This window comes from Aestuariimicrobium sp. G57, from assembly GCF_050110855.1.
In the GTDB taxonomy this organism is placed as follows: Bacteria; Actinomycetota; Actinomycetes; order Propionibacteriales; family Propionibacteriaceae; genus Aestuariimicrobium.
Map to the genome: position 1 here is coordinate 315,683 of NZ_JBNINW010000003.1, position 13,302 is coordinate 328,984.

Below are 13,302 nucleotides of genomic sequence, written 5' to 3' on the forward strand. Positions count from 1 at the left end.
TGGGTCTTGCAGGATCAGTGCGCCACATCGCCCAGGATCTCGCTGAGTTGCATGGTCAGGGACTTGCCCGACTGCTTGGCCGCCCAGACCTGCTTGGCCTCGGCGCCGGCCAGCATGCCGTTCGCGAACTTGAGGGTGAGTGTGCGCGAAGCGTTCGAGTAGTCGGTGGTGGTGGCGCTGGGCGCCTGCACCTCGATGGCGTTCAGCCGGTCCATCTGCTTCTTGAAGTCCTCGCGGGCCTCTTCGAGGGTTTTCGTCGCCACGGCCCGCTCGAGCTGCTGGACGAAGCCTGCGACATGCTGGTCCACTGCCTCGCGGTCGGCCGCGGTCACCTCGACCGATCGCTCGGCCTTGTCGCCGGCCTCGTCCAGGATCCTGTTGATCTCATCGACCGACTTCGGCACCTTGTCGACGGGCGCCGATGACAGCCCGAACCGACGCATCTGTGCGTCGGCCGCCGCTGCGGTGAGCGCGGTGGCCAGACCGTCCGCGTCCTGCAGGTCCGACAACCAGTCGTCGGCGACCCGAAGGCCCACCAGCCGGCCTGAGGCATCGAGCTGCGCGGTGACGGTGCCGGTCGGGTCGTTGCCCTCGACGTCACCGGTCGGCACCTCGCCCTGCTGTTCGCGGTTGACCCGCATCGTGGCCTGTGCCCGTGCGAGGTGTTCCATCAGCGAAGTGAACGAGGCGTCCTGGGTCATGGGCGCCATATTGCCATTTGCCCGGGTCAGCCCCTGCTCGCCTATCGTCGGGGGCATGACGTTCCCCCCGTCCCACCCATCCCGGCCCGTCGCGCCATCGCGCTCCCGGGTCAGCCTCGCGCTGTGGCTCGTCCTGAGTGTCGTCGTCGTGGTCGCCATCCCCGCCGTCCTGCTCGGCCGGTCCGCCTACCGGTCGAACCCGACGTGGCCGACCAGCCGGGTGCAGGCGATCCTCGCCGAGATGGACGACCACTCCGGGGACGAGCCGATCATGGCCGTGGAGCTGGACCGGCGCAACGTGCGGATGACCACGCTGACCGCCGACGGCGGGTCACGTCGACAGCTGTGGAATTCGGGAGAAATCGTGGAAACCACGTCGCAAGGTGCGTGGACCGGACGGGTCGGGTTCGAGCTGCGCCACCTGAACCTGGACCGTGCGGTCGAGCTGGTGCGTGAGAAGTCGACGACACAATTGACCATCGAGGCCGCCGGTGAGGGCGAGGACCCGACGATCCTGCTGAAGACAGCCACCGGTGAAACCCCGCTCAACCGCAACATGGAGCCTCGCTGAGCCCTGGACTGCGCATGTGCGACACCAGCGCACGAAGCGCACGTGGCCTTGCTCAGACCCGCTGGCCGTCCAGCGTCCAGGTGCTGACGCCAGATTCGGCGGTCACCACGATCCGGAACCCCGCGTCGGTCAGGGTGACCTGTGCGGACCGCATGCTCGCCCGGGGCACCTCGCGGTAGATCGCCGTCAGGGCGCTGGCGACCTTGCGTGGCGCCAGTTCGGAGACATCGAACGACTTGCCGGCCCCGGTGTCACCGGACGCGCAGGGCATTGTCAGACCCTGGCCGTGCTTGTGCCGGGTGTGCCAGTCGAGCACCGGCAGGCAGTGTTCCCCGTTGAGCTTCACCGCATCGGCCGAGAACACGGCCGCCCCCATGGTGCCGCCGGGGATGTAGGCGATCGACACGCCCGCCAGCTGACCACCATGGGTCGTCATGAACTGCTCGAACACGGCGTTCAGGCCCTCTGCCGTGTCGCCATCGGCGAGCACAGGCACGTCGAACCCGTCCAGGGTCTGGCTGATGATGTCGGACACGGTGGGCTGGTCGCGCAGGCAGCGGCCGGTGATCACCACGCTTCCGGCAGGGGTGACCTCGAGTTCGGCGATGGCCGGGACGCCGTCGCACGCTTCGGCGGCGGCGGTCTGGGCCGCGAGCAGGTTTTTCAGCGACAGCTCCGGGACCGGCTTGATGCCGTAGTAGTAGCCGGTGTCAGGGTTTCCCTCGGTACTGCCGGTCAGGCGGTAGGTCCGCTGGTCGCTGCCCTTGCGCACCGTCAACCCCGCATCGTCGGCCGTCACGCTGACCGCCGAGACACCGTCGGCGCCCAGTTCTTTCACCCGGGCTTCCAGCTGGGCCCGCAGGTCGGCCTCACGCGGGTCGGTCGGGGGCAGTTCTGCCGGGCTGCCGCTCTGCGACTCCGTGCTCTGCGAGCCAGTGGACGAGTCGCCGGTGGATCCACCACCGGTGCACCCGCCCAGCAGGGCCAGCGCGAGGCCGGCGGCGACCAGGGCATGACGGGGAGGGATCATGTCAGCAGGATAGGGACCCGCAGGACCAGGGCCGCCGGACGCCGAACGGGCGGCCCCTTTGCAGAGGGACCGCCCGTCCGGGTGTTGCTGGTGGTGCGTGTTGCTCGTGGTGCCGGGTGGGCTGGACTCAGAAGTCCATGCCGCCCATGCCGCCGTCGCCACCGCCGGGCATCGGGGCAGCCTTCTCGGGCTTGTCCGCGATGACGGCCTCGGTGGTCAGGAACAGGGCCGCGATCGAGGCCGCGTTCTGCAGCGCCGAACGGGTCACCTTGGCCGGGTCGATGATGCCGGCGTCCAGCATGTTGACGATCTCACCGGTCGCAGCGTTCAGGCCGAGCTCGGGCTCAAGGTTCGAGACCTTCTCGACGATCACGCCACCCTCGAGGCCGGCGTTGGTCGCGATCTGGCGCAGCGGGGCCGAGGCCGAGGTGAGCACGATCTGCGCACCGGTGGCCACGTCACCCTCGAGCGAGTCGAGGTTGACGGCCTTGGCAGCCTGCACGAGGGCGACGCCGCCACCGGCGACCAGACCCTCTTCGACAGCAGCCTTGGCGTTGCGCACGGCGTCCTCGATGCGGTGCTTGCGCTCCTTGAGCTCGACCTCGGTGGCCGCGCCGACCTTGATGACGGCCACGCCGCCGGCCAGCTTGGCGAGGCGCTCCTGCAGCTTCTCGCGGTCGTAGTCCGAGTCCGAGTTCTCAATCTCGTTGCGGATCTGCTGCACGCGCCCGGCGATGGCCTCGGAATCACCCGCGCCCTCGACGATGGTGGTCTCGTCCTTGGTGACGATGACCGAGCGGGCCTGGCCCAGCAGGTCGAGGGTTGCGGTCTCGAGCGACAGGCCGACCTCGGACGAGATCACGGTGCCGCCGGTGAGGGTGGCGATGTCCTGCAGCATGGCCTTGCGACGGTCACCGAAGCCGGGGGCCTTGACGGCGACCGACTTGAAGGTGCCACGGATCTTGTTGACGATCAGGCCGGCGAGGGCCTCGGAGTCGACATCCTCGGCGATGACCAGCAGCGGCTTCGAGGCCTGCATGACCTTTTCGAGCAGCGGCAGCAGCTCCTTGAGCGAGCTGGCCTTGGAGTTCACGATGAGGATGTAGGGATCCTCGAGCACGGCCTCCATGCGCTCGGTGTCGGTGACGAAGTAGGGCGAGATGTAGCCCTTGTCGAAGCGCATGCCCTCGGTGAGCTGCAGCTCGATGCCGAAGGTGTTCGACTCCTCGACGGTGATGACGCCTTCCTTGCCGACCTTGTCCATCGCCTCGGCGATGATGTCGCCAACGCTGGGGTCAGCAGCCGAGATCGACGCGGTGGCAGCGATCTGCTCGCGGGTCTCGACCGGACGGGCCTGCTTGCCGAGTTCGGCGATGATGGCCTCGACGGCCTTCTCGATACCCTTCTTCAGCTCAATGGGGTTCGCACCGGCGGTCACGTTGCGCAGACCCTCGCGGACCATTGCCTGGGCCAGCACGGTGGCGGTGGTGGTGCCGTCGCCGGCGACGTCGTCAGTCTTCTTGGCGACCTCCTTGACCAGCTCGGCGCCGATCTTCTCGTAGGGGTCGTCCAGCTCGATCTCCTTGGCGATCGAGACGCCGTCGTTGGTGATGGTGGGGGCGCCCCACTTCTTCTCCAGCACGACGTTGCGGCCCTTGGGGCCGAGCGTGACCTTGACCGCGTCGGCCAGGGTGTTCATGCCCCGCTCGAGGGCGCGGCGGGCCTCGACGTTGAATTCAATCAGCTTTGCCATGGTTGTTGGGGAATCCTCCCGCGTCAGGGGTCGTGAAACCCCGTGGTTGGTGATCGCCATGCCGGTGCCCGCGACGGACGGCCCATGGGGGCCTCACCAGACCTGGCTGCGGTAGCACTCTGACGCACTGAGTGCTAACACCATTCTTAGCACTCGACCCAAGAGAGTGCAAAGGGCAGAATGGTGGTCGTGACCCCGGTGATGGCGCGCGTGCGCAACTTCGCGAATTGGTGCAACCTCTCGACCCCGCTGGGGCTGGTCGTGGCGAGCATCGGGCGGGCCCGGGTCGTGCGCGGCGAGGACGGCATCTGGCTGGCCGAGGGCTATCGGCTGGGATTCCCCATGGCCAGCGCGTTCACCGTCGGGTCGGTGGTGCTCACCGCGGCACCGTCGTGGGCACAGATCGAGTCGCGTCGTCCGGGACTGCTGCGCCACGAGGTCAACCACACCTGGCAGTACGCCTATTCACTGGGGTTGTTGTACCTGCCCCTGTATGCCGGTGCCATGGGTTGGTCGTGGCTGCGCACGGGCGACAGGGCATCAGCGAACTTCTTCGAACAGTCGGCCGACCTCGCGCTGGGCGGCTACGAGGTCGCGCCCACCCGGCCGCTGGCGCAGGGGATCGCACAACTGCGCGGGTTGGTCGGGCACCGCCAGCGCTGAGCCCTGGGGGACGTATCAGGGCCGGCGCGGAAGTGCTCCTCCCCGTGGTCGCCCACGTCCGTGGACGCATTGCCCCAAAGGGGGGAGCCATGACCACCCACGCGTTCCAGGTCTCGGGTGGGGCCTACAACTCGTTCATGGGCCGCTATTCGAAGCCGCTGTCACCGCTGTTCGCCGATTTCGCCGGCGTGCCGCACAGCGGCGGACTGACTGCGCTTGACGTCGGCTGCGGCCCCGGCGCCCTGACCACCGAACTGGTCGCCCGGCTCGGCGCCGAGCATGTCACGGCCATCGACCCCTCCCCCGGTTTCGTCGCCGAGTGCCGTGCCGCCCACCCCGCCGCCGTCGTGCACCAGGCCTCTGCTGACTCGATCCCGCTGGCCGATGACACGGTCGATGTGGCCCTGTCGCAGCTGGTCTTCCACTTCATCCCCGACCCGGAGTCGGCCGTGCGCGAGCAATCGCGCGTGGTGCGTCCGGGCGGCATGATCGCGGCGTGTGTGTGGGACTACCAGGCAGGCATGCAACTGCTGCGCAGCTTCTGGGACGCGGCACTGTCGCTCAACCCGGACGCCCCGCAGGAGGCCCGGGTGCTGGTGCTGGGCGCGCCGGGCGAACTCACCGGATTGTTCAGCGCATGTGGGCTCGTCGACGTGCACGAGGACGTGTTGCGGGTGGCCAGCGACTATTCCTCGTTCGACGAGCTGTGGGGCACGTTCCTGGCCGGCGTCGGGCCAGCGGGGGCGCACACGAGGGCGCTCGGCGATGACGACCGTTCTGCCCTGCGCGCGGCATTGTTCGACAGACTTGGACGACCCGAGGGCGGGTTCACGCTGACGGCTGCAGCACGGGCCGCACGCGGGCGGGTGCCTGCGGCGTGAGATCAGCCGTGCTGCACCAGCCGGCTCGCGGACCGCTGGCGCTGGCGCTGGTCGCGCAGGCGGCGCAGTCGCTTCACGAGCAGCGGCTGCGCGGCAAGCGCGGCCGGGTCGTCCAACAGTGCATTGAGGATCTGGTGGTAGGCGGTGGTCGAGATGCCGAAGCGCTCACGGATCTCGCTCGTCTTCGAGGAGTCAGCGGCCCACCACGACTTCTCGAACTCGAGGATCGCCGCGTCACGCTCGCTCAGGTGGCCGGCTGCCGGGGCGCCGTGGGGGTCGGCGACGAGGCTGACGGTGCTGGCGTGGGCACGGCTGGCATGGCGGGACACTGACATGCGGGCCAGTCTAGCGAGCGAATGACAGTGATGTCATTCATCGTCGTGACGGTGCCGCGGCGTTTGGGCACGGCGGCCCTGATGGCTGATCACGCACCCGGATAGACTGTGCTCGCCAACGCCCGACCGGGCTGGCAGTGACGCCATCCGGGCGGTGCTGCCTGCCCCCGACCACGACAAGGCTGACCCTAGCGATGATGCTGCTCGAAGGCACAGTCCAGGCCTATGCGTGGGGGTCGCATGACGCGATCCCTGCGCTGCTCGGCATCGAACCGACCGGCGAGCCCCATGCTGAGCTCTGGCTCGGGGCGCACCCGAAGTCGCCGAGTACGCTGCCCGAACAGCAGGCAGACCTGTTGCGGGTGATCAACGCCCACCCCGAGTTGCTCGGCACGCGGTCGGTCGAGCAGTTCGGGCCGACGCTGCCGTTCATGATGAAGGTGCTGTCGGCCAGCCAGCCCCTCAGTCTGCAGGCCCACCCCAATCGCGCCCAGGCCGAGGCGGGTTTCGACGCCGAGAACGCCGCAGGCGTTTCCCTCGACGATCCCAGGCGCTCGTTCAAGGACCCGTGGCCCAAACCTGAGATGGCCGTCGCCCTCACCCCATTCAGCACCCTGAGCGGGTTTCGTCCTGCCTGCCAGACCGCCGACCTGCTCGAGAAGCTCGACGCCGGGCCAGAACTCAACCCCGTCATCGGGGCCCTCAAGAACCGTGTCGGCGAGGCGGCGTTGGCCGAGGTCTTCCTGGTGGCGCTGTCGCTCGCCGAACAGCACCAGGGGCTGGTCGACCAGGTCGTGGCCGCCGCCCTGCGCCATGTCGACGACCGCGGCGAGCTGGGCGTTTTTGCCCGCACGGCAATCGAGCTGGATGAGCATTTCCCCGGCGACCCGGGCATTCTGGCGGGCCTGCTGCTCAACCGCCTTGACCTCGAGCCGGGGCACGCGGTCTTCATGAACCCCGGCAACATGCACGCCCACCTCAAGGGCACCTGCATCGAGATCATGGCGAGCAGCGACAATGTGCTGCGCGCCGGGCTGACCCAGAAGCACATCGACGTCGACGGGCTGGTGCAGGTCGTCGAGTTCGTGGGGCAGCCGACGATGCTCGTCGACCCCGTCACCGAGGCGCCGGGGCTGTCGCGCTACCCCACCCCGAGCCCAGAGTTCGCACTGTGGCACATCGAGCTCGGACGTGGCGCCAGCAGCAACGAGCCGCTGCTGCTGCCGGCCAGCGAGGGCGCGCGCATCCTGCTCGTCGAGGACGGCTACCTGGCCTGTTCCGGTGCCGACGAGACGGTCGAGGTCGTCAAGGGCCGGTCGTTGTTCATCCCGGCGGGCGAGGTCGTGCGGGTCAACGGCGATGCCGTGGCATGGTTGGCCGCGGCGGGCATCTACGCGGGGGCGTGAGCGCGGGTCAGCCTGGAGCCCCCTGCGGGAGTCGAACCCGCGACCCTCTGTTTACAAGACAGATGCTCTGGCCGCTGAGCTAAGGGGGCATGCCTCTTGGGCTCCCCCAATTGTGCCGACCGTGCGCGTGTGGGGGAAATCGGCAGGCCCCACCCCGCCGCGTCGGCTGTGGGCCACGTCACTAGCATTGGCCGGGTGAGTGAACAACTGCAGGCCCCTGAGCCGTCCAAGTGGATCCGCATCATCGAGGCTGATCCCGACCACACCCAGCGCTACATCAACCGGTTCAAGGTGATGGCCGCCCAGGGTCAGGACCTGCACGGCGAGGCCCGCATGATCGACGCCATGGTGGGGCGTGGGGCGCACATCCTGGATGCGGGCTGCGGCCCGGGTCGGCTGACCGGCTACCTGCACAAGCTCGGCCACCGCGTCGTCGGCGTCGACGTCGACCCCGGGCTGATCGATGCCGCCGAGGCCGACCATGCAGGCCCGACCTACCTCGTGGGCGACCTGGCCGTGCTCGACCTGCCATCGCGTGGCATCACCGAGGGTTTCGACGCCATCGTGTGTGCGGGCAACGTGATGGGCTTTCTCGCCGAGTCGACCCGTGCCGAGGTGCTGCGCCGCTTCGCGACCCACCTGGCTCCCGGTGGACGAGCGGTGGTTGGGTTCGGCGCCGGCCGCGGCTATGACTTCAGTGAGTTCGTGCAGGACGCGACCTTTGCCGGGCTCACGCTCGACCTGGCGCTGTCGACCTGGGACCTGCGGCCCTATCGCGAGGGCGACAATTTCCTGGTGGCGGTGTTCAGCCTCGCCTGAGGCGGCACCTGCTTGTCCGAGACCGCGGCCAGCCCCTGCAGCAGAGCACCCGAGATCTCGCTGAGCTGGGCGACCTGCTCTTCGGTCAGGGCATCAAAGATGGCGGAGCGCACGTGGGTGACGTGCTTCGGCGCGGTCTCGACGACCAGCCCCAGGCCCGCGTCGGTGAGTCGGGCATTCGTCGAGCGGCCGTCCTCGGCACAGGGGAAGCGCTCGACGAGGCCGCGCTGCTCGAGCCGGCGCACAGCATGCGACAGCCGCGGCAGGGTCGCGTTGGTCATGGCGGCAAGTTCGCTCATGCGCAGCGTGCGGTCGTCCGCCTCTGACAGCATGGCGAGCACGTAGTACTCGAAATAGACGAGCTTCGCATCGTGGCGCAGCCTGGCGTCGAAGACGTTGGGCATCAGCTCAACGAGTGCCACCAGTCGGATCCACGCCTCGCGCTCCTCTGGATTCAGCCACTTCGTCGCCATCCTGCACCCCTCGTCCTCGTTTGCTCGTTCAATCATCCTATCAGTTGTTTGTTTAAGTAACCAGTCACGGGCGGATGTAGACCGCCGCGTTGTTGCCGCCCGTGCACACGGCGAGGGCGTCGAGGGTGCAGGTCATGGTGTAGGTCTGCTGGGTCACCGGACTGGTCGCCGTCACCGTCGTGGTGCCCGTGCGGGTGCCCGCCCGCCAGGCAGTTTCGACGTTGACCGCGAACTCACACGACGTGGCCCGGTTGGCACCCAGCGCCGGGGAACACTCCCGCACGCCGTCGGGGAACGGCACCGGCGGCGTGCTGGACGGGGCGGTGGGCGTGGGCTGGCTGGATGACCCCTCGGTGCTGGGCTGCTCGGTGCTGGGGGCGTCCGAGCTCTGGCGCGCGGACGACCGCTGGGCAGGGGCCGAGGTGGGCTGGGACGCTTGTGGGGTCGCCTGGTCACTGTCTGGCCGCAACAGCAAGTACGTCGCGGCAAGGCCGAACACGATGACGACAGCAAGGACTGCCAGCATGACGGCGTTGCGCCTGCCACCGGAGTCGGCGGCTTGTTGCTGCAAGCGGGCCCGGTCGAGGGCGTAGGGCTGGTTCGGGGCCTGCGGCCGCGACACGGCATACGGGTTGGCGGCCTGCGGTCCCTGGGCAGCAGGACTGGCGGTCGTCCGCGGCCGCAACGCGTAGGGGTTGCGGGGCCGTGGCGGGGTGCGCGGCGAACTGGGTGCCACCGGGCCCAGCGGTGCGGGCGGAACATCGATCGGGGTGGCGGCCGGCAGCCCCTGCACACGGTCGTGCACCTGGCCGAGTCGGCCTGCGACGTCGGCGGCGCTGGCCGGGCGCCACTGCGGGTCCTTGGCCAGCAACTCGGTGATCAGTTGCCAGATGGGGTCGGGAACGCCGGCCGGGCGACCGGGCGCCAGATTGGCGTGGGCGTGCAGCAACGCGTGCTTGTCGCCCGCAAAGGGGCGAACGCCGCAGCCCAGTTCATAGAGCAGCACCCCTAGGGCGTACAGGTCTGACCGTGGGGTGGGGGCCCCCATCTCTGGTGCGCGCCACGGCAGGTCGGCGTCTGCATCGGGGCCGGCAGCGATCAGCCGGTCGGCGCGCAGCCGGGGCTCGGCCCACCCGGTCAGCCCAGCGACCAGCAGGCCACCCGACTCGTGCAGCCAGACATTGTCGGCACACAGCGCGCCATGCGTGAGGCCGGCCTCGTGCAGCGCGGCGAGGCCCTGGGCCACCTGGGCGCCGACCGCAGTCAGTTCGCTGGGCGCGAGCGTGCCCTCATCAGCCAGCACGCCGGCCAGGGTGGGGCCGGCTGCCGGGTCGGTGACCACAGCCAACGTGCGGTCGTGAGTGGCCAGGTCGAGCACCGGCACGACGTTGGGGTGGACGACGCCGACCAACGCTCTTCGTACGGACTCGAGGCGCGCCGGCCAGTCGTGCACCGGATGGGCAGGCAGGTCGTGGGTCGAGAGCACGACGGAGCGACCCTGGGGGTCGACGGCCCGCCACTCGGTGGACGGGCCGAGCGGCCCGGCCACCAGGTAGCGGCCTGCGAAGACGTTGGCTGGTGCATCCATGACCGGACGAGCCTAGCTCGCGGCCGGGCTCAGCGGTCGGGGACGATGACGGCGACGAGTTCGCCGACGCGCAGAGGGGTGGCTGCGGTGCGGGGGATGGTGACGGTGCCGGTCTCGCCGAGGGCCTGCCAGGTGATCGACCAGGTGGTGGTCGCGCTGATCTGGTAGTTGCCCTTGGTCTGGTAGGTGTGGCCGCAGGTGGGCGAGGGGGTTGGCGGGTCGAGCACGGGCGGGCGCGGGGTCGTGGTGGTGCAGGTGATGGCGGTGCCGTCTCCGAAGCTCACGATGGTGGGGCCGGCGGTGGCGGTCATGGTGATGGTGATGCCCTGCTGGGTGGTGGTGTGGGTGAGCGTGGTGGGGTGGGTGGTCCAGATCCAGATCGGGAACCCGACGGGGATCATGTTCCACTGGTTGCGGGCAGGGTCGGGCCCGATCACCGGCTTGGGTGGAGGCAGTTGCATCGCCAGCGAGGCCTGCCGGGCCACCGCGGCGACGTTCACACCGGGGGCTGCACGGCAGGTGTCGAAGTTGGTCCTCGGGTCAGCGAGACACTCCCAGTCCTTCGGGGCCGCGGGGTCATTGGGGTTATCCGGGGTGGAAGTCTCCACAACGTCACAGACGAGCAGAACTCGACGAAGTGTCTTGACCAAGCGACAACCCTGCTCTGCAGCCGCCTGCGGAATGAACACGGCATGTCCCGCCCCCGCCACCAGGACAGAGGCCACGAGCACCGCAATCAGCCGACGCATGATTTCGCCTCACTTGCATCGAAGTCCGAGATTCTCAGTGCCCCCTGTGCCCACGCGAACTCCGCATGATGCGCGATGAACCCCGCCGAGAACCGCTTCCCGTCACGCTCCACCACCGTCACCGCCCGGGCATCCTCACAGAACTCGACGGAGATCAGCGCCGCACCGTTCAGGGTCGGGGGTTGAGACTTCACGAGCACAAAGGTCACCCGATCGGCGTTCTCGTACGTCGCACCTGCTTGATGCTGGTCTTGCAGGATCTGTTCGACAAAGCCCGCGGCGTTGCCCGTGAGGTACTTCTTGAGTGGATCGGGCAGTGGTCCGGCGACGCCGCCCTTGGCCTCGTAGGAGTACCGCAGCTTCATGTACTCCCGGAACACCCGGTCGGCCTCAGCAGTCAGCGCCGCGGTCTGTTCGGGGGTGGTCGGCTTCACCGACACCACCCACGTCGGCGTCGGGGTCGGGGTGGTGGCAGCCGAGCTGCTTGGCGCGGTCGGTGTGCGGCTGGGGCTGCTGCGGGTCGTCTGCAGGATCGGCGAGACCGTCGGCATCGGCGAGGTGCTGCCGCCGCTGGGTTGGCACCCCGCGAGCAGCACAGCACCGGCAACAACGATGCCGAGGGGGACGAGGGGGGCGCGGCGCAGGCGTCTGGACACGGCGCCATCATCACCCACCCAAGGGCCACCCGAAAGCCCGATTCCACGATCTGTGGACAACTACCCTGCCTGGACCGCCCCGGGGCATGCCGATGGCCCGCCAGCACCCATGCTGGCGGGTCACGACAAGAACCAGGGCCCTGCTGGTCAGGCGATCTGGGGTACTGCAGCGGTGCCGTGTTTCGGCAGGATCCGGCCGGTCGGGTCAGTGATCATCCAGGACTGGCTCGGGGTGACCAGGTAGCCGAACCCCAACGGCGAGGTCCACAAGAACACCCCCGACGCGGGCTGGGTCAACCGCCACCCGCCATGGGTTTTCGCCCGATTCACCCGCCGCGACAACGGCCCCAAATTGTCGGTCCTGGTCAACGGCTGCCCCACCACACCCTCACCGGCACCGACCGGGGAACCCTGCTGGTCGACCTACGCCCGCCTCGACGACTCCCACGGCCTCGTATGGTCCAGGTCCAACCCGAAACTCACCCGCTTCGCGAACGGGAACACCTCAACCGGGCTCCGCAAGCCCACCACCCGCCGCATGCTCGCCGGAACCTCGTACGAATCCACCGGTGCCACCCCATCCGGGTCCAACACCGGACGCACCACCACCCGCGCATGCCCCACCAGGTCCTTCACCCACCCCGCCAACAACGGACCCGCCACCAACCGCCCCGGCCCCGACGTCACACACCGCGCCAACCCTCACCCGACGCCAACGTCGCATCAGTGAGATGGACGACCAGGTCAACCTTCGGCAACAACCGGTCCGGGTCCACCGCCACCTGCCCACACACATGCCCCCGCTGCCCGCGCGCCGGGCACTCGGGGTCAAGACCCTCCGGCAACTCCTCGGTCAGGGAGGCCTGCAACAACTGCAACGCCCGCGCCGGCGAGGCCAACACCCCCAACGCCACCGCCCGCCGCACCTCCAGACTCTCGGCACTCCCACCCTCGCGCAGGATCCCCGCAATCCGCGACAACTGCGCATTCAGGAACACCGCATCACCCGCATCCAGGAACCCCACCACATCAGTGATGCCGTCCCCCGACTGGCCGAACTCCACCCGACGCCCCCGACGCGCAGCCCCACGCCCCTGCTGCGCAGCCCCGGGGTCCAGCTCCATCACCCGCGCCCGCAGCCCCTTCTCCAACCGCGACCACGGCATCGACCCCACCAACGCCGACAACTCCTCATCCACCCGGGCACACACCGCCCGCGACAGCTGGTGGGTGATCGACGCCGCCGCCCGGCCCTGCCACACCCGCAACCGACCCGCCATCACCAACTCATACGTCCGCGGCAACCGGTAACGCAGATCAAGCGCCGACGCCTTCGTCGCCCGCACATAATCCGTGGTCAACCCCAGCACCGGCGCCACCTCAACCACACAGAACTCCCCCACCAGCGGTACCCCCTCACCACCCAACGCCTCCAGACGCTCCCCAGCCAGCACCGACCCCGACCCACCACCGGGCACCACGAAATACAACCCCGCCACCTCAGTCATCAACCGGAACGACTCCGCCTCAGCCCTCCACTGCGCCACATGAGCCTCACGCAAACCAACCACCATCGCCCGCTTCACCGACTCGTCGACATCTTCACGCTCCACAACCAACCCCCACCCCAACCACGTCGAAACACCGCTGATTCGAACTCGTGTTCCACTCATAGAC

15 protein-coding genes and 1 tRNA gene are annotated in these 13,302 nt (G+C 68.8%); 5 read left to right on the plus strand and 11 right to left on the minus strand.

Annotation, left to right across the window (positions count from 1 at the left end; genetic code table 11):
* Window positions 1–14: 14 nt before the first annotated feature.
* Entirely contained in the window at window positions 15–701 is a 687-nt protein-coding gene (locus tag ACQCX5_RS08535) for a hypothetical protein (RefSeq protein WP_434541603.1), read from the minus strand.
* A 55-nt stretch (window positions 702–756) separates the two neighbouring features.
* Between ACQCX5_RS08535 and ACQCX5_RS08540 the strand changes: the two genes are divergently transcribed.
* The gene (locus ACQCX5_RS08540; RefSeq protein WP_434541604.1) at window positions 757–1,272 is read left to right on the plus strand and encodes a hypothetical protein; all 516 of its coding nucleotides are present in this window, start codon (window positions 757–759) and stop codon (window positions 1,270–1,272) included.
* A 52-nt stretch (window positions 1,273–1,324) separates the two neighbouring features.
* Here ACQCX5_RS08540 and ACQCX5_RS08545 read toward each other — a convergent pair whose 3' ends face one another.
* Window positions 1,325–2,302 (minus strand): hypothetical protein, encoded by a 978-nt coding sequence (locus ACQCX5_RS08545; RefSeq protein WP_434541605.1) that lies wholly within the window; start codon window positions 2,300–2,302, stop codon window positions 1,325–1,327.
* Window positions 2,303–2,429: 127 nt separating this feature from the next.
* Complete coding sequence (gene groL / locus ACQCX5_RS08550; protein ID WP_434541606.1) at window positions 2,430–4,055, minus strand: chaperonin GroEL; 1,626 nt, start codon at window positions 4,053–4,055, stop codon at window positions 2,430–2,432.
* A 189-nt stretch (window positions 4,056–4,244) separates the two neighbouring features.
* Between groL and ACQCX5_RS08555 the strand changes: the two genes are divergently transcribed.
* Both ACQCX5_RS08555 and ACQCX5_RS08560 read left to right on the plus strand, forming a co-directional pair.
* A complete protein-coding gene (locus ACQCX5_RS08555; protein ID WP_434541607.1) occupies window positions 4,245–4,718 on the plus strand; it encodes a hypothetical protein in 474 nt (157 codons plus the stop codon).
* A gap of 89 nt (window positions 4,719–4,807) precedes the next feature.
* The gene (locus ACQCX5_RS08560) at window positions 4,808–5,599 is read left to right on the plus strand and encodes a class I SAM-dependent methyltransferase (protein WP_434541608.1); all 792 of its coding nucleotides are present in this window, start codon (window positions 4,808–4,810) and stop codon (window positions 5,597–5,599) included.
* 2 nt (window positions 5,600–5,601) lie between these two features.
* Here the strand turns inward: ACQCX5_RS08560 and ACQCX5_RS08565 are convergent, their stop codons facing one another.
* Window positions 5,602–5,934: a DUF3263 domain-containing protein gene (locus ACQCX5_RS08565; RefSeq protein ID WP_434541609.1), complete on the minus strand. Its 333-nt coding sequence runs from the start codon at window positions 5,932–5,934 to the stop codon at window positions 5,602–5,604.
* A 194-nt stretch (window positions 5,935–6,128) separates the two neighbouring features.
* On the opposite strand from ACQCX5_RS08565, the gene manA reads away from it, so the two are divergent.
* Window positions 6,129–7,340, plus strand: coding sequence for a mannose-6-phosphate isomerase, class I (manA, locus tag ACQCX5_RS08570; protein ID WP_434541610.1), 1,212 nt, complete (start codon window positions 6,129–6,131; stop codon window positions 7,338–7,340).
* A 13-nt stretch (window positions 7,341–7,353) separates the two neighbouring features.
* Here the strand turns inward: manA and ACQCX5_RS08575 are convergent.
* Window positions 7,354–7,429: transfer RNA gene (locus ACQCX5_RS08575), tRNA-Thr, on the minus strand.
* Between the two features lie 106 nt (window positions 7,430–7,535).
* Between ACQCX5_RS08575 and ACQCX5_RS08580 the strand changes: the two genes are divergently transcribed.
* Window positions 7,536–8,159, plus strand: a complete 624-nt coding sequence (locus tag ACQCX5_RS08580; protein WP_434541611.1) for a class I SAM-dependent methyltransferase — start codon at window positions 7,536–7,538, stop codon at window positions 8,157–8,159.
* Here ACQCX5_RS08580 and ACQCX5_RS08585 read toward each other — a convergent pair.
* The 6 genes from ACQCX5_RS08585 to ACQCX5_RS08610 form a co-directional block, all read right to left on the minus strand.
* Window positions 8,111–8,632, minus strand: a complete 522-nt coding sequence (locus tag ACQCX5_RS08585; protein ID WP_434541612.1) for a MarR family winged helix-turn-helix transcriptional regulator — start codon at window positions 8,630–8,632, stop codon at window positions 8,111–8,113. The two genes, ACQCX5_RS08580 and ACQCX5_RS08585, sit on opposite strands and share 49 nt — an antisense overlap.
* A gap of 64 nt (window positions 8,633–8,696) precedes the next feature.
* Window positions 8,697–10,220 (minus strand): serine/threonine protein kinase, encoded by a 1,524-nt coding sequence (locus tag ACQCX5_RS08590; RefSeq protein WP_434541613.1) that lies wholly within the window; start codon window positions 10,218–10,220, stop codon window positions 8,697–8,699.
* Window positions 10,221–10,249: 29 nt separating this feature from the next.
* Entirely contained in the window at window positions 10,250–10,720 is a 471-nt protein-coding gene (locus ACQCX5_RS08595; protein ID WP_434541614.1) for a hypothetical protein, read from the minus strand.
* Window positions 10,721–10,956: 236 nt separating this feature from the next.
* Complete coding sequence (locus tag ACQCX5_RS08600) at window positions 10,957–11,625, minus strand: hypothetical protein (RefSeq protein ID WP_434541615.1); 669 nt, start codon at window positions 11,623–11,625, stop codon at window positions 10,957–10,959.
* Between the two features lie 147 nt (window positions 11,626–11,772).
* Window positions 11,773–11,922, minus strand: coding sequence for a hypothetical protein (locus tag ACQCX5_RS08605; protein WP_434541616.1), 150 nt, complete (start codon window positions 11,920–11,922; stop codon window positions 11,773–11,775).
* Window positions 11,923–12,308: 386 nt separating this feature from the next.
* Window positions 12,309–13,238 carry a DUF222 domain-containing protein gene (locus ACQCX5_RS08610; protein ID WP_434541617.1) on the minus strand — a complete coding sequence of 310 codons (930 nt, stop codon included), beginning with the start codon at window positions 13,236–13,238 and terminating at the stop codon, window positions 12,309–12,311.
* Between the last annotated feature and the right edge of the window lie 64 nt (window positions 13,239–13,302).